The organism is Candidatus Hydrogenedentota bacterium (genome assembly GCA_019695095.1).
Lineage (GTDB): Bacteria > Hydrogenedentota > Hydrogenedentia > Hydrogenedentales > SLHB01 > JAIBAQ01.
Map to the genome: position 1 here is coordinate 1 of JAIBAQ010000098.1, position 23,204 is coordinate 23,204.

Genomic DNA, 23,204 nt, shown 5'->3' on the forward strand with positions numbered 1-23,204 from the left:
TTGGCAACGCGCAGGCGAAGCACTTCAGCTTTCATTTGCAGACCAGCAAGGGCCGCTCGATTGCGCTCAACATTCCGCGCAAGTCTGCCTGGAACCTTGGCCGCTGGGAAGGCAACGACATTCCGCTTCCCTTCGAATCCAGCGCCTCGGCCCTTCACGCCGTCCTCACCCCTCAAAACGGCAACCGCCTCCAACTCACCGACAAAGGCAGCCTCAACGGCACCTGGGTGAACGGACGCCGCGTCACCAGGACGCTGCTCGAACCTACCGACGCCGTCACCATCGGCGGCACGGTCTTTCACTTTGAACTTCTTTCGGATGGCGGTCTCCGCGTGTCGCGGCGGGATTGCGGCGAAGACATTGCCCTCGAATGCATCGCCCTGACCCGCAAAGTTCCGAATCGCTCCCGCGACGGCGCGCGCACCATCCGAATTCTCGACGACGTGTCCCTCGCGATACGCCCCGGCGAGTTTGTCGGACTCCTTGGGCCAAGCGGCGCTGGCAAATCGACGCTCTTGAAAGCCATCAACGGCTACAACCCGCCATCCTACGGGTGTGTGCTGTTGAATGGCGTCCCGTTGTACCGATGCTTCGACATGTTTCGCACCACCATCGGCTACGTGCCTCAGGACGACATTGTCCACGCGGACCTCACGGTCGAATCCAGCCTCCATTATGTCGCGCAACTGCGTTTGCCCGGCGACTTGTCGCTCGATCAGCGTAACGAGCTTATTGACGCCACCATTGAGACGCTTGGACTCTCTCACGTCCGCGCCAGCCGAATCCGCGACCTCAGCGGCGGCCAACGCAAGCGCGTGTCTATCGGGTGCGAACTAATCACGCGCCCCGGCTTGCTCTATCTCGACGAGCCGACCTCGGGCCTCGATCCGAGTACCGAAGAGAAGCTCATGCACCATTTCCGCAGCCTCGCGAGGCGCGGCACGACGATCCTGATCACGACGCACATCCTCTACAACCTCGATCTGCTCGACCGTGTGGTGATCATGTCGCGTGGACGCCTCGTGTTCTTCGGCACTCCCGAAGAAGCGCGCACCTTCTTCGGCTCGAACGGCAAACCGCTGGAAAGCGCAACGCGCATCTTTGATATCCTCGAGGGCGAGTTGCAGGAGGGTGCGGACCCCAAGCAGGATCGTTCGCCCAATGCCGTTGCCGCGCATTACCAGCGCAAGTACGCCGAGTCGGATCTGTATCGCAAGCACGTGCTCAACGAACTTGCGCCGACTTCGCAGGAAATGCTCGCTGTCAGCCGCGAAACCGGCGGAAAGGCCCAGGCCACCGCGTCGCAGCGCCCCAACGCGTCCGAGCACCGCACGCTATTGGAGAAGCCCCTGCGCAAGAGCAAGAGCGGCGCGCCGTGGCGGCCATTCTCGCCGCGCAACTGGCTGACGCTCACGCGGCGACACGTCGCCATCAAGTCCGCGTCATTGAAGCAAATTGCTTTCTACCTCGCGGTCCCGCTCGTACTCGCCCTGGTCACGTTGTCGCTGCGATCCCCGGCGCTGCCCGACGATGCCGAACTCGCAAAGATCAAGGAGTCCATCGCGCAACAGATCCACGGCGGACCTTACGACCTCGGGGATACCATGAAGGGGCTGCTGTCGCCCAAGGGACTCGAAGATCCCCGCCCTGCCGAAGACGTCGTCTTCGCGCTGAAACACGAAGGCATCCCGAATCTCCCGACGCCGCTCAGTGTGCTGCTCATGTTCGTTATGACCGCCATATTCATGGGGACGCTGCTCTCGTGCCTCGAACTCTCCACCGAGCGCGCCATTTACCAGCGCGAACGCATGGCGAATCAGAAGATCGCGGATTACCTCGGCTCAAAGCTGCCCTTCCTCTTTCTCACCACGGCCATTCAGTGCCTCGTCTTTATCGTCATCTGCCGCTTCAAACCCGGCCTGCGGGATTTCGACCTTGTCGGGGCCTACCTCGCCATGGTCGCCATGGCGTGGGCGTCTGTTGCGCTTGGACTCTTCCTCAGCGCCCTCGACCCGACGCCCGGCCAGTTTTCGGTGATACTCGCCATCGTCGCGGTGTTGCCCCAACTTGTCCTCTCGGGGGGGCTCGCCCCCGACTTCTATCAGGGCATGCCCGGCGTGATGAAGGCCATCGCGGCCGTCAGCCCGGCCCGCTGGGGCCTGGAGATGCTCATGACTGCCTTCTATTGGCACCCCGAGCGCACGGCCCTCTCGTGGCTTGAGTCCTTCGTTCCTGAAACGATTGGCTTCGCTTACGGTACCAAGGTATATCTCAAGGATGTAGGCGTCTTGGCCCTCCAAGGGGTATTATGGTTACTGTTATGCGCAATGGTTCTGCGTCGCCAGGACGCGGTGAAGTAAACGGTGTACCACCGGCAACGAAACGGCAACCTATAGATGACTACCTCAATTGACCCGAATTCGGGCCCCGCTCCGAACGGACCGGCCGCCCTTGGACGCTACACCCTGCGGCACTGTCTTGGCCAGGGCGGCATGGGGACCGTGCACCTCGCTGAGGACACGCGTCTTAGACGCCTGGTTGCCATCAAAAGCATCCGCGACGAACTCTGCCGGAACGAGGAGGTGCGCAAGCGTATCGAGCGCGAATGCCTGCTCCACGCCCGCATCGGTTCGCATCCGCATATCGTGACGCTCTACGACCGCCTGGACGAGGGCGACCATATCTACCTCGTCATGGAGTATGTCGAAGGCAAGACCCTCGACGCCCTTATGGATGATGCGCAGACGGATGCGCACGCGCTCACGTGGAAAGACGGCATCGACGTGACCATCCAAGTGCTCGATGCTCTGGCGCGAATCCATTCCCAGAACATCGTGCATCGCGACATCAAACCCAGCAACATCCTGGTGACCAAGAGCGATTCCGGCGAAACGGTAGCTAAGCTTATGGACTTCGGCATCGCGCGCCTGGAAGACAGCGAAGCGTTCGCCACCGCCGTCACGAAAGAGGGATCCGGCGGGCCCGGCACACCCACATATATGGCCCCGGAGCAGATTGACCGGCAGACGTTCGGCCCCGTCTCTCCGGCTACCGATATCTACGCCGTTGGCGTCATGCTCTACCAACTGCTGTCCGGCGCGCCTCCATTCACGGGCACCATCACGGAAGTCTTCCACAGCCACCTCAACGTTGAGCCTGTTTCCCTCGACCGTGTCTGTGCGCACCCCGTTCCTGCGGAATTGACCACCGTGTTGCGCCGCGCCCTTGCGAAGCATCCCCGCGACCGATTCGATTCGGCGCGCGCCATGAGAGAGGCCCTCGAACAGGCCTCGCATGCGGTATCCAGCGATGCCGTGGTGTACCGCCGCGCCACCGCCGAAAAGACCCAGATGGAATCTGCCAAGACCGTCGCGGTTGACCCCGCATTCGGCCCTGTCGCCGGTTACGAGAAAGGCGCGACCGTCCTCACGGGGATCGGCACGCGTATGACCCGCCGCAAGTCCAGCACCGCCGTGCTGGTTATTGCCACGGCGGGCGTCGCCGTTCTTTTCATCGCCATTGGGGCGTTTCTCCTGCTTGGACGCGGCAAACCGTCCACCGACCCATCCACCGCGTCCACGGCAACGACACCCGAGACTCCCACCGCAGCCTCAGCGCCGGGAGACGCAGCGGTTCCTGCAGCGCCTGCAGATCCGACAACAACGGCCAGCGTGCCGCCGCAACCGCAGCCTGTTTCGCCCACCGAGCCGCAACCCATCATTACGGCGGAGCCGCCGTCAACTGACGGGACCCAGGCGTCCGGCGGGGCTATGGCCGCTTTCCTTGAGAAGCGTGGAACCGACCCCGAACCGGTTGCCACCCCTCCGGCGCCGGCCCCTGCGCCAGACACCTCGTCTCAGCAGAATGGGTCTGCCGCCGCAGCGTTGGCCGCGTCTTCAACCACGCCCAATACGCCGGCTCCCTCTCCTCCCCCGGCTGCTGCCACGCCGGAACCGCCAAAACCGAAACCCAAACCGGATACGGTCAAGTCTGAACCTATAACCCCGGACAAAGTAACTCCGGCAACCCCGGACAACGTGACGCCGGTACCCGAAAAGAAGAAAGAAGAACCGAATATTCTCGAGGGAATTCAAGTCAAGACTCATAGCGAGAAGATTTCCAACTGAGCTGTTCCACGTTTGTGGAATGAGTCAGATAATGTAAGAGTTACATCTACGGAGAAGCCGCCGTTAGGCGCGCTTCCGAATGAGGAGGATTCAGGGCCATGCACCGCAAATCTACTCGCAACAGCATCATCGCGCTCGTCGCCTTTTCGCTGGCGGCCATTGGATGTGAAACCACCGGTCAATCCACCGGCCTCGGCGCAGTTCTTGGTGGAACCGCCGGCGCCATTATCGGACACCAATCCGGTCATGCGTGGGAAGGCGCCGCCATCGGAGCGGCCGTCGGCGCGCTCGCTGGGTACGGCGTCGGCAAGGTGAAAGCGCGCCGCATGCGGACTGCGGAAGAGACTGCCGCCGAAAACAACTACAAGTCCGAGCAGGGGTTCAAGATGGTGCCCAAGGGCGCGACTATCGAACCTGCAAGTGCCAAGCCCGGCGAAACCGTCGTCGCTACGCTTGACTACGCTGTCCTCGGGGCAGGCACCAGCGGTGTCGACGTGCAGGAAACCCGCGTTCTAAGCCAGGGCGACAAGGAAATCGGAAAGCTCTCCGACGAGAAGCTCCATCGCGAAGACGGGACTTGGCGCTCAACCGTTGAGTTCAAGATGCCCAACAATGCAAACGGTGGAACCTACAAGATTGCGCAGCGCGCCAGCGCCAAAGACCAAACCGTCGGCCAGACCGTTGCATTCGACTTTAAAACCGCCAAGAGCGACGAACCCGGCAAACTCATGATCGTCGCCGTCAACGCCGAATAGTCTGTCGATAAGCCGCGAAGGGGTAAGCGTACCGGCGCTTCACCCCTTCGCTTTCTAACACACTGCAGGTTGCCTTGTGTCCGCCCCGCCCGCTCGCGCATACTCATTCTTGTCTATAACGTAAGGAGCCGGTCGCGCCATGTTTCCTCCCGACAAAATCCTTCACTTCTGGGCAAGCTTCGGTATCGCTTGGTTCAGCCCGGCGCTCTCGTTTGGCGCTGGGATCGCCAAGGAAGTCTTCGATGCGCTCGGCGGAGGCATCGCCAGCACGGGCGACCTCCTTGCGGACGCATTCGGCATACTCTTTGCCCGAATCGCTTCACCTTGGTTTTAGTCTTTTTTTGACATGAATTTCGCAGTTGCAGGAATCAATTGCTACACGTTGAAGGTGCCTATTCTCATCACTTTTTGAGGAATGGGGACCGGGTCGAGAATGTTGTCTAGGTGGGGCGTTCAGCCCCCGAAACGCCTGGTGACGACGTTACGGTCTACGCAAGGAGAATCCGGACATGAAACAGACAATCATTCGTATTGCTAAGCCTATAGGCTACTTGGCTGTAGCCGTTATTGCGGCGGGCGCATTTCTCGCGGCCTCGCCAGATGGGTGGGCCTCCATCAAGTCCGCGTTCGGGAGCCAAGGAGGCGACACCTGCAAAATGAGCGCTGCCAAGGCCAAAGAAGGCAGCTCTTGTTCCATGAAGGAACGCAAGGCGATGGGTGCTAAAGTCGCGGAGGCGTGCTCTTCCAAGGAGGGCGCGACTTGCTCGAAATCCGCGAAAACCGCTCAGGCTGCCTCCTCCAAGGAAGGCGGCTGCTGTGCGGGTAAGGCCACTGCTGCGAAGGACGCCGGTACGTGCCCGATGTCAGGCAAGACCCAGGGTGCGGCTACGCCCGCTGTCAATAAGAGCGGCGAATCCTGCTCCATGAAGAAGACGGCTGAAGCCGGTGCGTGCTCGAAGTCTGCAAGCGGCGAGGCGTGCTCGGCGGCCAAGACGGCTGAAGCCGGTGCTTGCGCAAGCAAAGCGGCAGGCGCTTGCGCGACCAAGGCCGCGGAGGGCGCGTGCTGCGAGGGCAAAGACATCCTTTCGGTAGCGAAATCGCATGAAGACTTTTCGACGCTCATGCTTGCCGCCGAGAAGGCCGGCGTGACGGAATCGTTCTCGTGCACAGAGCCGAAGACGGTGTTTGCCCCCACGAACGACGCTTTCAAGAAGATCCCCGCGGAACAGTTGACGGCCTTGCTTGAGGACAAAGAGAAGCTGCGCGCCATTCTGGCCCGCCACATCGTGCCGGGCGTGGTGAAGGCGGAAGACCTCAAGAAGCTGACGTCGACGAAAGTGGGCGATGGAAAGGAACTGCCCGTCAGCACGTGCAGCCAAAGCGGCACGGTTAGCATTGGTAACGCGAAAGTGGTCCGCACGGAAGTGGCCAGCAACGGCATGATCTACGCCCTCGACTCGGTACTCATGCCCGAAGAGAAGACGGCTGCCGCGCCGGCACCCGAGGAAGCCGTGAAAGTGGCGACCAAGTAAATCTCGCGAAAACGCGCTCTGGAATGCAGAGCGCTACGATGAATACGGCCCGAGGGACAACCCTCGGGCCTTTTCTTTTGCCCAATCCAGTTGTTCCCTTCCCCTCTATCGACGCAGTACAATGCAGTTGCCTGGCGTCTTTGGTGACGGACGGATGGGGGTGACGAGGAGAGGGGCAGCCATGATGTTGCGAGATGACGCACTCGAGTATCACAGCCGGGGACGCGCCGGAAAAATCGAAGTCGTATCGACCAAGCCTTGTCAGACTCAGCGCGACCTTTCGCTCGCCTACACGCCCGGTGTGGCAAAACCCTGCCTCGCGATTCAGGAGAACCCGGACGATGCCTATCGTTATACCTCGAAAGGCAATCTCGTCGCGGTGGTGTCGAACGGCACCGCCGTGCTCGGCTTGGGCGATATCGGCGCGCTCGCGGGCAAACCCGTCATGGAAGGCAAAGGCGTCCTCTTCAAACGTTTCGCCGATATTGACGTGTTCGATATCGAACTGAACTCGCACGATCCCGACGAGATCATCCGCGCCGTCAAACTCATGGAGCCTACGTTCGGCGGCATCAATCTCGAAGACATCAAAGCCCCCGAATGCTTTTACATCGAGGAACGACTCAAAGCCGAGATGGGCATCCCCGTCTTTCACGATGACCAACACGGCACGGCAATTATCTCTGGGGCTGGTTTACTCAACGCGCTTGAGATTGTGGGCAAGCGTATTCAGGACGTGAAGGTCGTGTTCTGCGGCGCGGGAGCCGCGGGGATCGCGTGCGCCAACTTCTACATCATGCTCGGCGTGCGGCGCGAGAACATCATCCTTTGTGACAGCCAGGGTGTCGTCTACAAGGGACGTACCAGCGGCATGAATCCGTACAAGGAAGCGTTTGCGTCGGATACGGACGCGCGCACGTTAGAGGATGCGTTCCGTGGCGCGGACGTGTTCGCCGGTCTCTCGAAGGCGAACCAGGTTACACAGGACATGGTGCGGTCTATGGCGGAGGATCCGATTCTGTTCGCGATGGCCAACCCCGACCCGGAGATCACGTATGAGGAGGCCACGGAAGCGCGCAGCGACTTGATCATGGCGACGGGCCGCAGCGACTATCCGAATCAAATCAACAATGTGCTTGGGTTCCCCTTCATTTTCCGTGGAGCGCTGGACGTGCGGGCGCGCGCCATCAACGACGAAATGAAGATCGCCGCCGCGCGCGCGTTGGCGGAGCTTGCGAAGGAACCCGTGCCGTACCAAGTGATGAAGGCGTATCGGGTAGACCGTCTGCAGTTTGGGCGCAACTACATCATCCCGAAGCCTTTCGATCCGCGCGTGCTCCTGTGGGAAGCCGCGGCGGTGGCTGAAGCCGCGATGTTGAGCGGCGTTGCCGGTCAGGTCATCGATATCGATGAATACCGTGAACGACTGGAGGCAAGACTGGGACTGGCCCGCAAGGTGATGCGCGTCGTGATTAACAAAGCACGCAAGCAGCCCAAGCGCATTGTGTTCCCCGAGGGCGATCATCCTCCTATCTTGAAGGCGTGCGAGGCCATTCTCGACGAAGGAATTGCGCATCCGATTTTGTTGGGGTCTAAGACACGCATTTCGAGCCTTTGCGCGGAACTGGGTCTGAATCTTCAGGGTGTGGACATCATCGATCCGAAGGAGACAGACCGACACGACCATTACGAACAAGAGTTCTATGCGATGCGTCAGCGCAAGGGCGTTACGATGCAGCGGGCGCACGAACTCATGCTTATGCGGAATTACTTCGGAGCGATGATGGTCCATCTGGGCGAGGCCGACGGTTTGGTGTCCGGTTTGACCAGCAGCTATGCGGACACCGTGCGTCCCGCGTTGGAAGTGATCGGGCCGAGGCCTGGCGTGAAGCGCGTGGCGGCGATGAGCATCATCGCGACGAAGGAACGGTTGTACTTCTTTGCCGATGTCACGATGAACGTGATGCCGACCGCGGATGAACTGGCGGACATCGCCATTTTGTGCGCGAAGGAAGCGCGCCGCTTCGACGTCGAACCGAGGATCGCAATGATCTCGTTCAGCAATTTTGGCGGCGCGCGCTATGATGAGTCGGAGAAGATGCGTATTGCGGCAGAATTGGTGCGTGGACGCGACCCCAGCCTAATGGTGGACGGCGAGATGCAGGCGGATACGGCGGTAACGCCGAGCATTCTTGAGGAGAAGTTTCCGTTCAGCCGCCTTAAGAATGGCGCGAATGTGTTGATCTTCCCGAGTTTGTCCTCGGCCAACGCGGCCTACAAACTCGTTCAACGGCTTGGGAATGCAGAAGTCATCGCGCCGGTATTGCTGGGTATGAGAAAGCCGGTTCAGATTCTGCAATACGGCGGGTTCAATGAAATCGATGCCATAAACATGGCCGCGATTTCAGCAGTCGAGGCGCAAGGCAGCGATGCGTAACGGTCGCACAGCCATAAACGGAACTTGTTTGCGCGCGCCCGGTCTTGATGCTCTCGCAGGCTCATGGGACCCATGGGTCCCATAGACCGCTTAAGTTCTTTGCGAAACCCTGTGTTTCTCGCTTAACGCTTCGGCACGAAGGCGTACGATTCGCCCCACGCCAGCGGAATTGTGGGATACTCGGCTTTCACTTGACTGAAGTTGAGTCCAAGATACGATTCGTCCATCCAATACGGAACTCGATCGTTCATCTGATGTCCAAGCTCGTTCTCGTGACCCGGTATCACGAGTTGCGGGTTGAATCCTCGCACCATGCGTAGCAGGTCGTTGGTCCAGCAATTCGTGATCAATACGTCAACCCGGTGATGTTCCTTCACCGCATCGATCCACTCGAAGTCCTTTTGGTATTCGGGATAGGGATCGTTGATCTGATCGCCGTTGTGCGCAAAGGAATAGCCTTCCGGCGATATCACGAGCGTGACATTGTTCTCGACACCGCCGCTTTGATACTGCTGACCGGGATACACGACGACTTCAAGTTCGCGCGCGCCATTTTGGATTGGCAGTTTCTGGATTGTGTGCGCATCTCGCTTCAGATGCGTGATGCTTTCATGGAGCGGTGTGGACTTTAATACTCCGTCCGGCGCGACTACGGGTTTACCCTGTTTGATGAACAATTCGACGACTGCCGGGTCTGCATGGTCGCCGTGCTCGTGACTGATGAAAAGCACATCGCATTGCTTCACGATTCGTTCCGCCAATTCAACGGAGAACGGGAAATTCGGCGAATCAACGCGCTCACGCGTTCCATCCGGCTTGTCCCAACGGAACTTGGCCGCGCCGCGATGCAAATCGAACGCCACGGTGATGGAGGGTGTGCGCACAACGAATCCATGGTTGTAGATTTTCCAAATGCGCAGCCCCTCCGTTACGCGCGTGTTTTCTATCTGGTCCGCGGCTTGCGAAATGCGCGCGTGAAAGAACTGCTGCACCGGTTCGCGGTTTGGGGAATGCGTGTCGTGCAAGACCGCATCGATCAAGCGCAAGGCCAGCGTGCGCTCGCGCGGCTCGGGATATGCCGGCGGACAAGCCTCAAGGGTTCTGCTTACCTCATCGAGGAACGCCTGCTGTTGCCGCGAAATGAATGCGTCGTCACCCGCCTGCAATGTGGGCGTAACGACGGGTTTCGGCGTCTCCTGTCCGAACGCGATTGCGGCAAACATCACCCCCAGAACGGACGACAAGAATAGACGTGTCATGGCAGTCTCTCCCAATAGATGCAGGCATTCTGTAAACCGCCGCTCCTATTGTCAAACCACGAATCACACGACGTCTGTAATGAAGTAGCGCATCCACAACGCTGACCTCGACTCCCTAATGCGCAATACGCTCGTATTCCAACTGAGGGTAGTGACCAAAGTTCACGAGTAGGCCAAGCCGGTATTGCGTCGCGTGGAGGTAATTGTGCACCTGGGCGCGGTTCTCATCGCACAATTGCGATAGGGCCTTAAGTTCCAGAATGATTTGCCCGAAGCAGATGAAATCCGGCCTGAATGTCTGCACGAGCCTCCGCCCTTTGTACTCCAGTTCGATCGCGGGCTGAAGCACAAACGGAATCGCGCGACTCTCCAGTTCTATCGCAAGACACTCTTGGTACACCGACTCGAGAAAGCCGCACCCTTTGGTGTTGTACACCTCAAAGCATGCACCCATAATGGCGTAGCTTTCCTCCTTGTAGATGATCTCCCTTTCGGCGAAACGTTGAGTCATCTTCGATCTCCCTGATTACCACGAATCCCACCAACCGCACGAGAATCAGAAAGGTGCGATCCGAAGTAGCTAATCGCGAAAATTGCGCATAGCAGGAGTATGGACTAGTATTACAGGATTATCAAACCACTACCCCCAAGGGGTTGAAATTTCGATATCGTGTTACCACGAATCACGCCAATCACACGAATAAAAAGGGAAAAGAAACCGGATTCCAACATCACGAATAGTGTTTCGAGGCGAGCGAATTCCTTCGTGGAGTTAAGGTTTTGACCGCTTCAATTCCGAACTTTCCCGATCGTGCCGAGGTCGGGAACGGCACGGGAAATTGCTCTGCCTTTTGTCTTGTTTGTTTTTCGTGTCATTCGTGTGTTTCGTGGTTGGACACTGCCATCCTACCTACCACGAATTACACCAATCACACGAATAAAAAGGGAAAAGAAACCGGATTCCAGCATCACGAATAGTGTTTCGAGGCGAGCGAATTCTTTCGTGGAGTTAAGGATTCATCGCTTCAATTCTGAGTTCTACCGATCGTGCCGAGGTCGGGAACGGCACGGAAAACCTTTCTGTCTCCTGTCATCGTTTTATTCGTGTGATTCGTGTGTTTCGTGGTTGGACACTTCCATCCTACCCACCACGAATCACACCAATCACACGAATAAATAGGAAACAAAACATGTATTCCAACATCACGAATAGTGTTTCGAGGCGAGAGAATTCCTTCGTGGAGTTAAGGATTTGACCGCTTCAATTCCGAACTTTTCCGATCGTGCCGAGGTCGGGAACGGCACGGAAAGCCTCTCCTGTCTCCTGTCTCCTGTCATCGTGTCATTCGTGTGATTCGTGTGTTTCGTGGTTGGACACTGCCATCCTACCTGCCACGAATCACACCAATGACACGAATATATGAGAGAACGTCCTTGAATCGATAGACTCGACTCTCAGTGCGGGTTCATCGGAGAGGCATTGAGCCGTTTCGCATGGATCTCCACATTGTGGCCAGTATTTGAAGGATGATTCTAAGGCTTGCGAAATCCGCCTCGGGATTTGGCAAGCCAGTGGTTCGATTTTGTGTTTCTTGGTTGGCTATTTTCTCTTCAGTAGAATGCAGTCGATGCCCATGTAGTAATTTGTCGCGCGGTCGTTCTTCCCGACAACCCGGAATTCGAACGTGTGTTCGCCCGCCGGTAGTTTCAGACTTCCAAAGGGCACGTTCTCTGCTCGTACCACGTGCGTGGGCGATTCACCTCCCGCGCCGTTGTAGGCATCGAATGGCGCGCCTACATCTTTGCCATCTACCTTGAGTTGGAAAACCCCAAAATCGCTGGCCTTGGCAAGATATAGCGAGATGTCGTACTCTCCGTCGCTTTCGACCGGCACGCGCAGCGTGATGAAATCGTCTGGTGCATTCGCAATGAAGAATAGAAAGCGTGCGTTGCTCCAGGTGCCGGGGAACCGAATTCCCTGAGCGGGGTCCTTCGAATGCTCCGCCGTCTTGAGCAGTCTCTCGGCTTCAATCGCGCCTTCGATACACGGGTCCGTCCCGTACACATATGGCGCGCGCTCGTCCTTCGCCGGTAATGGCGCGAATGTCGCATGCGGCTCGTTCTGATACCAGAAGGCAACGCTGGAGTAGTCATTTCCCTGGTCGTCGGCGTGCCCATGTTCAATCGTGACGCGTATCGATTTGTCGAAACGAATGGGGTCGTTCACGAACAGGCGATACATCGCGTTCTTGCCAAACCACTTGTCCCCTTCCCGGTTTTCCACGAGATGGAACCCCGTGTAAGGACCGGAGTATTCGACGTTGGGACAGGCACCCCCGCCGAAGATTTCCTCGGAGCCGGTGCCGTGAAACGAAGGCGGCCATGTCTCTCCATCGATGAAGACCATGTCATCCCCTTCGCCCCACCATCCGCCCGAGATGTTGTCTACCCCCAGAACGTAACCCGCGAGGCTTCCCCGGCCCGTTGCCTCCAGAATTGTGTAGTTCTCCTTCCCATCCGAGTTTGCGCCCTTTGGAGCCGCGTAGGCCTTCGTGCGCTCGTGACGGAATTGCGCGTGAAAGCGCCCAGCCGTGTTCATCCAGGCAGGTGGCGTTGGATACGTCTCATAGTCGATGTGATACCAAATCCCAAGGTCCACCGGTCCCTCGTTCGTAACTTCGATGCGCGCGCCTTTGGCAAACGGCATCGGGAAGTAGCTGTTCAGTCCCCAACTGAGGTCGTTCGAGTCGGCTCCCGGGTTGACCACAAGCCCCAGTGACTTGATTGGACGCGGCGTGGCGTTCGAGATCCCGAAGAAGTCACCGATCGGGGACTCAACGCTGGCCGCCGTTTCGCCATCCCAATACATGCGCAGTATCAGGTCCCGGAAGAGGTGCTTCCGGGTTTCCTCTTTCTCGATGATGTAGGTCCAGTAGAAGTGCTTAATGCAGCCGGCTCCGGCGATTTCCGCAAAGGACTTCGTTTCGCCGGGTTTCACGATGACCCAGTCGACATTGCCTCCGGTATGGTCGTAACTGGAGGCACGGTGGGATGACGCGTCCCGCACCATCATTGCATCGGTCAAGGGCGTTGCAGGCGGCGGAACCGCGACTGCGGGAGTGACAGTCTGGCATCCTGTTGATAATGCACCAAGGAGAAGAAGGAGACTGGAATAACCAAGGTAAGTTACACGGCGCATGGCGGTTCCTCCCCGCATTGAAGATAGATGCGTTGCCCAGAATGAGCCCCCGCCCGTGCCGTCGCGCAGAACGTTGTATCAGATATCGGGTACGTAATGCTAACGTAGAGTCTGGTTAGGGGAATGGAACGGCGCCATAGGCGCTTGAACTTGGGAGAGGTGAATATGATCGGAGGGGTAGTCTTTTTGGTGGTCTGGCTGTGTCTATTCGCCATGGGAATTGGTGGAACTGTTCTCTGGATTTGGATGCTAATCGACTGCGCGATGAACGAGCCATCCTCCGGAAACGACAAGATTGTTTGGATTATCGTGATCGCGCTGACCCATTGGATTGGGGCCTTGATATATTTCATCGTGAGAAGACCTGTGCGGCGGGAACGCTACGGACGGTAAGAACGATCAAGACCGACTGTCCGATACGGATGCGAGGGTCGTTCATCTCCTAGTGTGCGTGGCATTCCCGGAGTGCAGTGCGCTAGATTTTCGCCACCGCCTCGGGCCAGCAATCCGCATATCACGCTGAATACAGAAAAGCCCCCGCGGGCGAACCCGCGGGGGCTTTCTTAGACTCGTAATCGATTAGAAGCAGAGCTTCGTTTCGACAAACACGTAGTCGGAATCGTTGTCGTCGGTGCCGCCGTTGAAGGCAAGGCCGTTACCCGCCGAGAAGTTGCCGTCGGTCAGACCGTCACCCGTGAACAGGTGCGCCCAGCCGGCCGAGAACTGCAGGTCTTCGCTGTAGTCATACGTGACATACAAACCAACTTCGGTGCCAAGGTACTGATCGGATTCCTGCGTCCAGAAGGAAAGCGCCGGAGCCAGGGGTACCTTGAAGTTGCCGACCGTGAAGTATGCCGGCTGATCGAACTCTTCAAGCGTCTCGAAGTACGAAACGGCCAACAATACTTCGACCGATTCCGTCGGCTTCACGCTCACACCACCGCGCGCGATCCAAGCATTGGACAGGTCGGTGTTTTCGATGAACTCGCTGTATTCCCAGTTCGAGAACAAGCGGTTGAAGCTCACGCTCGACTTCGGGTTGAACGCATAGTAAGGGTTCATCCACTCGCCGAACGAAAGGTCGCGGTTGTCTTCGCCATCGAAATAGGCGCCGCCAAGGTACACACGAGGCGTCCACATGAAGTCAAACGTGTAACCGACTTCAAGGTTCGCGCCCCACGCTTCGAACTCTGCGCCATCATCGCCGTACTGGAACGGCTTGAACAAGAACCCTTGCTGGTCAGCATCGCCAAACTGGTAGGCAACTTCGGCTTCGAAATCCAACGCGCCAATGGTGCCGGCTCCGCGGAGGCCAACAGTGTGAAGATTGGTGACGTCGTAGTCATCCAGATTGAAGACGTCTTCCCAGAACTCCAGGATCGCGTTGTTTGCCGTGTCGTTCAAGCTGCGAGCATCGCGCAGCCACAGCCAGTAAGCGTCGATAGAGATGTTCTCAAGACCCTTGTAGCTGGCATACACGCCGTAGAAGTTTACGTCGCCGTCTTGCTCGCCCACGCCGCCTTCGGCCAGGATCGTCGCAAACGCGTCGACGCTGAGGATGTCGGTGGCATAGGTCAGGCGAAGACCGTCGAAGCTGAGACCGCGGAACTGGCTGCGGGCGTCATTCACGCCAATCAGCCATTCGCTGCCGAAGCTGAGTTCCTGACGGCCAACCCGCATGCGAATCGGCAGACCGAACATTTCGTTCGCTTCGATGTACGCCTGGTAGATCTCGACGTCATCGTTGCTCACGGCGCGGAAATCGCCGCCCGTGATGTAATCCGAGCGGAAATCTTCGCCCCAGATGTCGTAGCTGTCCAGCTCGATGAAGGCCGAGACTTCATTCGTGAAGTCGGCTTTCACATTGAGCCGGGTGCGCTGTTCGACGAACTGAAGGTCATTGCTCTCCTCGTCCCACGAAAACGTGCTGAGGATGCCGTTGCCATTGAAGGCGCCGGAGCCGATCGCGCGGCGGGGCAGGAAAAACGACGGCCAGATGACCTGAGTCGCGCCAAGCGCGCCCGGGGCAACCACGTCGGAATTCGGAACGTAATTCGAGTAATAGGTCGCGCGGATGCGAATCTCACCGCCAACCTGAACATTCTGCAACTCGGCCGATGCCGGAAGAACCGATATCAGCAAAGCAGCTGCGAGAACAATCATCAATGACTTACGCATTGACTTAGTCTCCTTCCTATATCTATGAAGCGGGTTTGGCCGCTTCCCATCCAGCTACGTGGAAACACCCACGTAACGCTGAGTTCATCAGACACATCTATTTGCTTAACATCAATTGCCGCGGTCTCGAAGGTATGTCACCGCTAGACTGAACTCATCCCTCCTTTCCTCCTTCGTAGTCAGACCACTCCTGATGGAAAAGTCCTAACAAGTGGGAGAGACTATTTGCCCGAATAGGCACCCCATGAAACGGGATGAGTTTAGCAGGGCTAGAAGTGTTTGTCAAGCGATTACCGCAGACTGTTCAGGTTCGCTCAATTTCGTTATAAGTTATTGAAATATAGAGCCTTAACAAAGCCATGAACATCTAATTCGGGCAAGGTGAGCAAAAAAAGCCCCCGCAGGCGAACCCGCGGGGGCTTTCCTAGACTCGTAATCGATTAGAAGCAGAGCTTCGTTTCGACAAACACGTAGTCGGAGTCTTTGTCGTCGGTGCCGCCATTGAACAGCAGGCCGTTACCGGACGAGAAGTTACCGTCGCTCAGGCCGTCACCCGTGAACAGGTGCGCCCAACCGGCTTTGAACTGCAGGTCTTCGCTGTAGTCATAGGTGACATACAGACCGACTTCGGTGCCAAGGTACTGATCGGATTCCTGCGTCCAGAAGGAAAGCGCCGGAGCCAGGGGTACCTTGAAGTTGCCGAACGTGAAGTACGCCGGCTGATCGAACTCTTCAAGCGTCTCGAAGTACGAAACGGCCAACAACACTTCGACCGATTCCGTCGGCTTCACGCTCACGCCACCGCGCGCGATCCACGCATTGGAAAGGTCGCTATTGTCGAAGAACTCGCTGTACTCCCAATTCGAGAACAGGCGGTTGAAGCTCACGCTCGACTTCGGATTGAACGCATAGTAGGGGTTCATCCATTCGCCGAACGAAAGGTCGCGGTTGTCTTCGCCATCAAAGTAGGCGCCGCCGAGGAACACACGAGGCGTCCAGGTGAAGTCAAACGTGTAACCGACTTCAAGGTTTGCGCCCCACGCTTCGAAATCAGCGTCATCATCGCCATACTGGAACGGCTTGAACAGGAACCCGACTTGGTCAGCATCGCCAAACTGGTAGGCAACCTCGGCTTCGAAATCCAACGCGCCAACGGTGCCGGCTCCGCGGAGGCCAACAGTGTGGAGATTGGTGACGTCGTAGTCATCCAGATTGAAGACGTCTTCCCAGAACTCCAGGATCGCGTTGTTTGCCGTGTCGTTCAAGCTGCGAGCATCGCGCAGCCACAGCCAGTAAGCGTCGATAGAGATGTTCTCAAGACCCTTGTAGCTGGCATACACGCCGTAGAAGTTTACGTCGCCGTCTTGCTCGCCCACGCCGCCTTCGGCCAGGATCGTCGCAAACGCGTCGACGCTGAGGATGTCGGTGGCATAGGTCAGGCGAAGACCGTCGAAGCTGAGACCGCGGAACTGGCTGCGGGCGTCATTCACGCCAATCAGCCATTCGCTGCCGAAGCTGAGTTCCTGACGGCCAACCCGCATGCGAATCGGCAGACCGAACATTTCGTTCGCTTCGATGTACGCCTGGTAGATCTCGACGTCATCGTTGCTCACGGCGCGGAAATCGCCGCCCGTGATGTAATCCGAGCGGAAATCTTCGCCCCAGATGTCGTAGCTGTCCAGCTCGATGAAGGCCGAGACTTCATTCGTGAAGTCGGCTTTCACATTGAGCCGGGTGCGCTGTTCGACGAACTGAAGGTCATTGCTCTCCTCGTCCCACGAAAACGCGCTGAGGACGCCGTTGCCATTGAAGGCGCCGGAGCCGATCGCGCGGCGGGGCAGGAAGAACGCCGGCCAGATGATCTGGGTAGCGCCAAGAGCGCCCGGACCGACGGTGTCGCTGTTCGGAACCAAGTTGCTGTAGTAGTTGGCGCGAATCTGAATCGAGCCGCCCACCTGAACATTCTGCAACTCCGCCGCTGCAGGCAGAACCGCAACCAGCAAAGCTGCTGCGAGAACAATCATCAATGACTTTCTCATTGATTTAGATCTCCTTCCTATATCTTTGAGGCGTATGCCGCCTCACATCCAGCTACGCAGAATTACCTACGTAACGCTGAGGTTCTTTCACACATCTATGTTCACATCTTTTCCTGCGATCCCAAAGGGGCTCCCTCAGCCTACAGCATCCCTCCTTTCGCCTTTAGAATCAGATCGCTTTCGATGGATATAGCGGTTGCGCAAGATACAGAAACAGATACTATTCTCTTGAGGGGAGTCGCTCCCCCACTCCACGTACACCAGACCCGGTGAGTTTATCAGAAACGCCTACCGCAGTCAATAGTACATCAAGATTTGCCTGGGCAATCCTAAAGTCGGCTCCTAAACACGCAAAAAGTAGCAGCGCAGAGCCCAGAAGACTTCTTGCCCGTGCACACCCACCTCAAATCGATTTCTTGCCGAACTATACTTAACTTATTTATAAACAATAACTTACAGCTATTGAGTCAAATTGGAACCGGACAACTATTCTACCCTTCCTGCATGCTCGCCATTCTCCGGGCTCAGAATTGGAATTCCTCTCCATACTCCTGCACTGTCGCCACCAATCTTGCTAGTTGCTCTTGAGCCTGCACGTACTCGTTTCCGCACAGCAGTTCGTGGGCCTTCGCGATGGGCTCACGCAACGGGTTATGCCATTCCGGCACCGGCGCGCTCTCAAACACAAACCCATCCTGATATTTCACCTGCATACTCGCCAACCGCGCAAAATCATCGCATGCACGGTAGTAGGTCTCTGGAAACAGCGGTCTCCGCAGTTCCAGGGGCGGCATAGCGGGAAACGCGGCATGCGGCTCTCGCTGATACCAATAGGCTACGCTCGCGTAGTCGTTCTCAAAGTCGTTTGCGTGTCCGTGTTCAATCGTCATTCGCACCGACTTCTTGAACCGGATCGGGTCATGCAGGTACCAACGAAACATGGCATTCTTGCCCTTAAACGTCTCGCCGCCCAGGTTTTCCACGAGATGAAAGCCGGTGTAGAGTCCCGCATACTCGTGACTCGGACACGCCCCGCCCCCGAAGACCTCCTCTGTTCCCGTTCCGTGAATCGACGGCGGCCACGGTTCCCCGTCAATGAAGACCATATCGTCGCCTTCGCCGTACCACCCCCCAGCGACGTTGTCCACCTGAAGGTGCAGCCCGGCAATATGCCCCTGGCCTTCGGCCTCGAGAATGACGTAGTTGTCCCCCCCGGATGCATTGACACGCGGATACGAGGCCCGCTTGGGCAGCAACGGCGCATCATGGACTTTCGTGAGGCATTCGCGCCGCCACTGCGCGTGAAACCGGCCTGCGTCGTCGGGCGGCGGGGAGTCCAATTCTTCGTAGTCGATGTGATACCAGAGCCGGCCGAACCCTCCTCCGAACACGCGTTGGCTTTGATTCACCAACTCGATTCGGGCTCGTGTAGCGAACGGCATCGGGAAATAGCAGTTCAACCCGTGATCCGTTGAACCCGACCCGGGGTGAATCGCCATGAGCGCCGACGAAAACCTCCGCACCGTACAGTTAGAGATACAGAAAAAGTCCCCGACCGGAACTTCCACGCTCGGATGCTCTTCACCGTCCCAAAACATACGTAGAATCGCTTCGCGAAAGTCCAGGGGATGCGGCTGAATCATCGTCATGTAGAGGTGCGTGATGCGTCCGGGTCCGGCAATATCCGCGAGCACGCGGGTTTCTCCCGGCTCAATGCGAATGCAGTCGTCGTTGGCGCCGGTGCGGTCCCAACTGGAGACCCGACGTGAACGTGCTGCGGAGATACGCTCAAGGTGGGAAGACGGGTGTAGCATAAGAGGAGTCCTTCCGTATGACCGTGGTTGCGATCCTCCCCTTCGTCCGTGCGCGGGCATTTTCACAAACGCACGGAAAGGACGCAACTTCGATGCAGGCGCAGCCGCAATAGTAATGCGCAGACCCCGGAGGCACTACCCCACGCGCGGCGCGATGACGTGTAGGGTCTTCTCTTCAACCGTGAATGTTCCCGGCAGTTCGCCCGCAGGATCGCCATCGATCTGTAAGGGGATTCGCTCACCCATGGTCGAACGCAGACTCACGGTCTTCCCTTGCCGATATATGATCGCCTTTCTATCGGCAAGTCCAGGCAACTGAACTAGAATCAACAGCCAGAGAATTTTCGCGATGCTTAGCTTCGGGATGATGCAGACGTCGAGCAGCCCATCATCGGGTAAGGCCTTCGGCGTCGCCTGGAACACGCCCGCGGACCAACTGCAATTGCCGACGATGACGTAGTGCGCATCGCTAGAAACGGTTTCGCCGTCCACTTCGACGGTAATGCGCGGATACCGGTACGTGAGAATCGTCTTCACGGCGGGCCACACGTAACTCAGGAAGCTCAGCTTTGCGCCGCGGTTCCCATGAACGACTTCAACAATTGCGGCATCCAAGCCGGCTCCAGTGCCTAACAAGAACAGCCGCTCGCCTGCCCGGCCTACGTCTATCACTCGAATGGATGATGAGGCGATCAACTCCGACAACAAGACAGGGTCGGTGGGAGTGCGCAATTCACGCGCAACCACGTTCGCCGTACCTAGCGGCAAGGTTGCGATTGGCACTCCTCTTCCAATGAGGGCATTCGCCACCTCGTTCAGAGTCCCGTCGCCTCCGACGCTCACCACGCAGTCCGCGCCCGGTTCCCGGGCCCACACGCCGGCGTCTCCCGCTTGCCGCGTAATGCGCGTCTCGCTCGAAATGCCGCGCGCTTCTAGCGCGGCAGATAGCGCTGCCGCGGCGCCTGGACCGCGCCCTCCGCCGGAAATGGGGTTAGCAATGATGCGAACATGCATAACGGTGCCGCGCCTTGCCGCCGGATTTTGGAAGGTCAAGCTCTGAAGGAGAGTTGTCGAAAAGAAACCTGTAGTTCTCAGAACAAAGCCAAAACCAAGGTTGCGCTGCACAGTCCATGCGGCACAGGCGCGCCATTAAATGGAGTGATCCCCTTCGCCTTCGTACATCTCGTAGTCGTCGAGCGAACCCATCGGCGCGCTGGACGGCGACATTATGTTTTCAAGCGGTGAATCCTGGCTCACGGAGGCTTCCACAACACCGGTTTCGGCGTCCAGTTTCACGTACGAGTGTGAGCTGGGGCCGTTTACAAGCGGCACCGCGTTCGCCAGGTTTTCGAAAAAGGCAGGCGTCAATTCCAATTGACGGTCTTCGACAGGCTCGGTATCTTGCGTCTGAAGCTGCGACCCCAGGCGCGTGAGGACATCTGCCGCGGCGGCCAACTGATCGGCGACCTTATGATGCTGCCTGCAAAGCGCGTCGTAGACGTTTTGCAGCCGCACCATGCGTCCTTCGACCTCGCCTGCCTGCGCATTCGCAGCGGCAACTTGCGCGGCCGCTTCCTGACGCAGCGATTCAAGCTCACGCTCACGTTCATCGCACTCACGCTCTTTGCTTTGCAGCTTCACGCGCAACGTATCGCGCTCGGTTTCGCATTCGTCGTAATGGCGCTCTTTCACCTGCAACCGCGCGCGCAAATCATCACGCTCGCTTTCGACATCCTGCAATCGCGCGGCCAGCCGCTGCTTGTCTTCATCCAACAGTGCGCGTTCGTTGGCTGCCTCTTCGCGAAAGCGAACAAACTCGGCGTGAGTCTGATCGGCCTCTCCGCGCAGCCTCTCCACTTCTGCACGAACGCGCTCGACCTCTTCCGCGCTCTCGTTCAGCTCATTCTGTCGCGCCTCAAGTTCCGCGCGCGCCGTTTCAAGCTCCTGCCGGATTCCGCCGGATTCGGCGCGCAACTGCTCCAACTCGGCGACGGCGGAGTCTCGCGACTTGAGCGCCGTCTCCAACGCGGATTTTGTTTCAGACAACTCCGTTTCGAGGCGCTCCATTTCTACCGGGTCGATGGCGGAAGTCGTCATCTGTTCGATCAACTTCTCCATCTCGCCGATGCGTCGATGATGTTCCTGCTCAGCCTGCGCGATTTGTATGCGCCGTTCTTCGACCTGCTGCAACAGCGTTGTCGCCCGCCCGACCAGTTGATCGCGTTCGCGCACAGCCTCATCGCGTTCCCGGTTGGCCACTTCCCATTGCGCGCGCAACGCGGCAAATTCGTCCGCCAGCGTGGCACGCTCTTCGCGAAAGCCCGCCAGCTCCTTGTTTGCGTCTTCGAGCAACGTGGACAAACGCCGGATTTCGGCAACGGAGGACTCGGCCTCCTTGCGCGCCTCCGCAAGCTGAACGTTCAGGTGCGTGACCTTCTCGGACTGCTCATGGGATTCGTCCTGGATGGAACCCAATTGCTGTTGCAGGTCTCGCGCGACTTGCCAATGACTCTTCGCATCCGTGCGGGACTCTTCCAACTGACGCTGCAATTCATGCGCTGTTTCGATGGCTTCTTTGGCTTCCCGCAAAGCCGATTGCAGCTCTTGCCGGTGAGCCGCATTGATGGCCTCCAGCTCCAGTGCCATGCGTGTCCGGGTGGCTTCGAGCTCGCTCGCGCCATCTTCGCGGGCGCGGACCGCTTCCCGGCGGGCCGCATCGAGCAGTCCGCGCAGTTCTTCGATCTGGTTGGCCTGTTCCTCGGCTTCTTCCTTAAGCGACGCGACATCCTGCTCCGTGTCGGCCAGTTTGCGCGCCAGCTCTTCTTTTGCCGCGCGCTCTGCCTCGAAACGGATATTGCTCTCTTCAAACGACTCGGGAATTTCGTTTGAACGCCCTGTTCGCTGAAGAATGGCGCGCAACTGGTCGACTTCCTGCTGCTTGATGGCCAGCAGGGAATCGCTCTCCGTGCGCACTTGACGCCGGATCAGGTCGAGTTGCGACTCCGAAGTACGGGGAATGATTTGCACCACCGAGCCGGAGTCGAGAAGATCCTTAAACGATTTCGGAAGATTGTGAAGACGGCCGTGGTGAACGCTCGACGCAATAACGACCGTGTGACGATTATCGAGAAATATTCGTATGACGCCTTCCAGCTCATCGATCCACTCGCGCACGGCTTCTAACTGGTCAACAAGCAAAATGGCATTCTGCGCGCGTTCTACGGGCGAGGGGTCGTCGATAAGCGCTCGCACCTGATCGGGGAAGTCATAGGCGGTCACATACGCCAGACCGGTCTTGGAAGAACCGGCGCGCACCCGATTCACGATCGAGTAGAGCAGATGCGTCTTCCCGCACCCCTCATCCCCCAAGAGAAGCACAGGCTGCGGCTTGATTGGGTTCAATTCGGCGATATCCCGGCACACCTCGAACGCGCGCCGGTTGGCGTCATCCACCAAGAACGTGCCGAAATTAAACCGTTTCATGCCTCCAAGTTCTCCGGCAGCGGAACTCATGCGGCAATCTCACCCTCATTGCTCTCAGGCATACAAATACATTCGCTGAATCGTTGTCAACGCTCCGCCACGACGCTTGGAGAAAGGGCTCAATCAATGCACCACATCTCCGCGATAGCCTGGCTGCGCCCCAGGCAAATCCACCCCATTGTTCGTCGGCAAAAGTCGCCGAATGCGCCACAGGCTTCGAATTCTAGACGGTCCACTTGGGTGTGTCAACCGTTCGACTTGACTCATCATACATCTACTCGAAATGGAATCGTTGCCTCATGAAGGAAATCTACTCGAAGGGTTTTGGGATTTTGGTAGAAACGGGTAGTTTCCGCCTTAAGGAGGCGGAAGGAATTCATG

The 23,204-nt window shown here is 57.9% G+C and carries 15 protein-coding genes; 7 read left to right on the forward strand and 8 right to left on the reverse strand.

Features of this window, described 5'->3' with window-relative positions; all coding sequences use genetic code 11:
• The 6 genes from K1Y02_16025 to K1Y02_16050 all read left to right on the forward strand — a co-directional run.
• A partial coding sequence (locus K1Y02_16025; protein ID MBX7257870.1) for an ATP-binding cassette domain-containing protein occupies positions 1–2,360 on the forward strand: 2,360 nt, incomplete at its 5' end.
• A gap of 36 nt (positions 2,361–2,396) precedes the next feature.
• Complete coding sequence (locus K1Y02_16030) at positions 2,397–4,127, forward strand: serine/threonine protein kinase (GenBank protein ID MBX7257871.1); 1,731 nt, start codon at positions 2,397–2,399, stop codon at positions 4,125–4,127.
• A 98-nt stretch (positions 4,128–4,225) separates the two neighbouring features.
• Complete coding sequence (locus K1Y02_16035; GenBank protein ID MBX7257872.1) at positions 4,226–4,882, forward strand: glycine zipper 2TM domain-containing protein; 657 nt, start codon at positions 4,226–4,228, stop codon at positions 4,880–4,882.
• Between the two features lie 139 nt (positions 4,883–5,021).
• On the forward strand, positions 5,022–5,216 hold the full coding sequence (locus tag K1Y02_16040; protein MBX7257873.1) for a hypothetical protein: 195 nt from the start codon (positions 5,022–5,024) through the stop codon (positions 5,214–5,216).
• Between the two features lie 589 nt (positions 5,217–5,805).
• Positions 5,806–6,414, forward strand: a complete 609-nt coding sequence (locus K1Y02_16045) for a fasciclin domain-containing protein (protein ID MBX7257874.1) — start codon at positions 5,806–5,808, stop codon at positions 6,412–6,414.
• Positions 6,415–6,595: 181 nt separating this feature from the next.
• Positions 6,596–8,851: an NADP-dependent malic enzyme gene (locus K1Y02_16050; GenBank protein ID MBX7257875.1), complete on the forward strand. Its 2,256-nt coding sequence runs from the start codon at positions 6,596–6,598 to the stop codon at positions 8,849–8,851.
• Positions 8,852–8,973: 122 nt separating this feature from the next.
• On the opposite strand, the gene K1Y02_16055 is transcribed toward K1Y02_16050, so the two are convergent.
• The 3 genes from K1Y02_16055 to K1Y02_16065 all read right to left on the reverse strand — a co-directional run bounded on the left by K1Y02_16055 (position 8,974) and on the right by K1Y02_16065 (position 13,183).
• Positions 8,974–10,110: an MBL fold metallo-hydrolase gene (locus K1Y02_16055; protein MBX7257876.1), complete on the reverse strand. Its 1,137-nt coding sequence runs from the start codon at positions 10,108–10,110 to the stop codon at positions 8,974–8,976.
• A gap of 115 nt (positions 10,111–10,225) precedes the next feature.
• Positions 10,226–10,621: a GxxExxY protein gene (locus K1Y02_16060; GenBank protein MBX7257877.1), complete on the reverse strand. Its 396-nt coding sequence runs from the start codon at positions 10,619–10,621 to the stop codon at positions 10,226–10,228.
• Between the two features lie 1,089 nt (positions 10,622–11,710).
• On the reverse strand, positions 11,711–13,183 hold the full coding sequence (locus tag K1Y02_16065; GenBank protein ID MBX7257878.1) for a DUF2961 domain-containing protein: 1,473 nt from the start codon (positions 13,181–13,183) through the stop codon (positions 11,711–11,713).
• Positions 13,184–13,474: 291 nt separating this feature from the next.
• On the opposite strand from K1Y02_16065, the gene K1Y02_16070 reads away from it, so the two are divergent.
• The gene (locus K1Y02_16070; GenBank protein ID MBX7257879.1) at positions 13,475–13,702 is read left to right on the forward strand and encodes a PLD nuclease N-terminal domain-containing protein; all 228 of its coding nucleotides are present in this window, start codon (positions 13,475–13,477) and stop codon (positions 13,700–13,702) included.
• A gap of 186 nt (positions 13,703–13,888) precedes the next feature.
• On the opposite strand, the gene K1Y02_16075 is transcribed toward K1Y02_16070, so the two are convergent.
• The 5 genes from K1Y02_16075 to K1Y02_16095 all read right to left on the reverse strand — a co-directional run bounded on the left by K1Y02_16075 (position 13,889) and on the right by K1Y02_16095 (position 22,823).
• Positions 13,889–15,487, reverse strand: coding sequence for an alginate export family protein (locus K1Y02_16075; protein ID MBX7257880.1), 1,599 nt, complete (start codon positions 15,485–15,487; stop codon positions 13,889–13,891).
• Positions 15,488–15,927: 440 nt separating this feature from the next.
• Positions 15,928–17,526, reverse strand: coding sequence for an alginate export family protein (locus tag K1Y02_16080; protein ID MBX7257881.1), 1,599 nt, complete (start codon positions 17,524–17,526; stop codon positions 15,928–15,930).
• Between the two features lie 524 nt (positions 17,527–18,050).
• Positions 18,051–19,340: a DUF2961 domain-containing protein gene (locus K1Y02_16085; GenBank protein MBX7257882.1), complete on the reverse strand. Its 1,290-nt coding sequence runs from the start codon at positions 19,338–19,340 to the stop codon at positions 18,051–18,053.
• 135 nt (positions 19,341–19,475) lie between these two features.
• Positions 19,476–20,354: a diacylglycerol kinase family lipid kinase gene (locus K1Y02_16090; protein ID MBX7257883.1), complete on the reverse strand. Its 879-nt coding sequence runs from the start codon at positions 20,352–20,354 to the stop codon at positions 19,476–19,478.
• Positions 20,355–20,489: 135 nt separating this feature from the next.
• Positions 20,490–22,823, reverse strand: a complete 2,334-nt coding sequence (locus K1Y02_16095; GenBank protein MBX7257884.1) for a hypothetical protein — start codon at positions 22,821–22,823, stop codon at positions 20,490–20,492.
• Between the last annotated feature and the right edge of the window lie 381 nt (positions 22,824–23,204).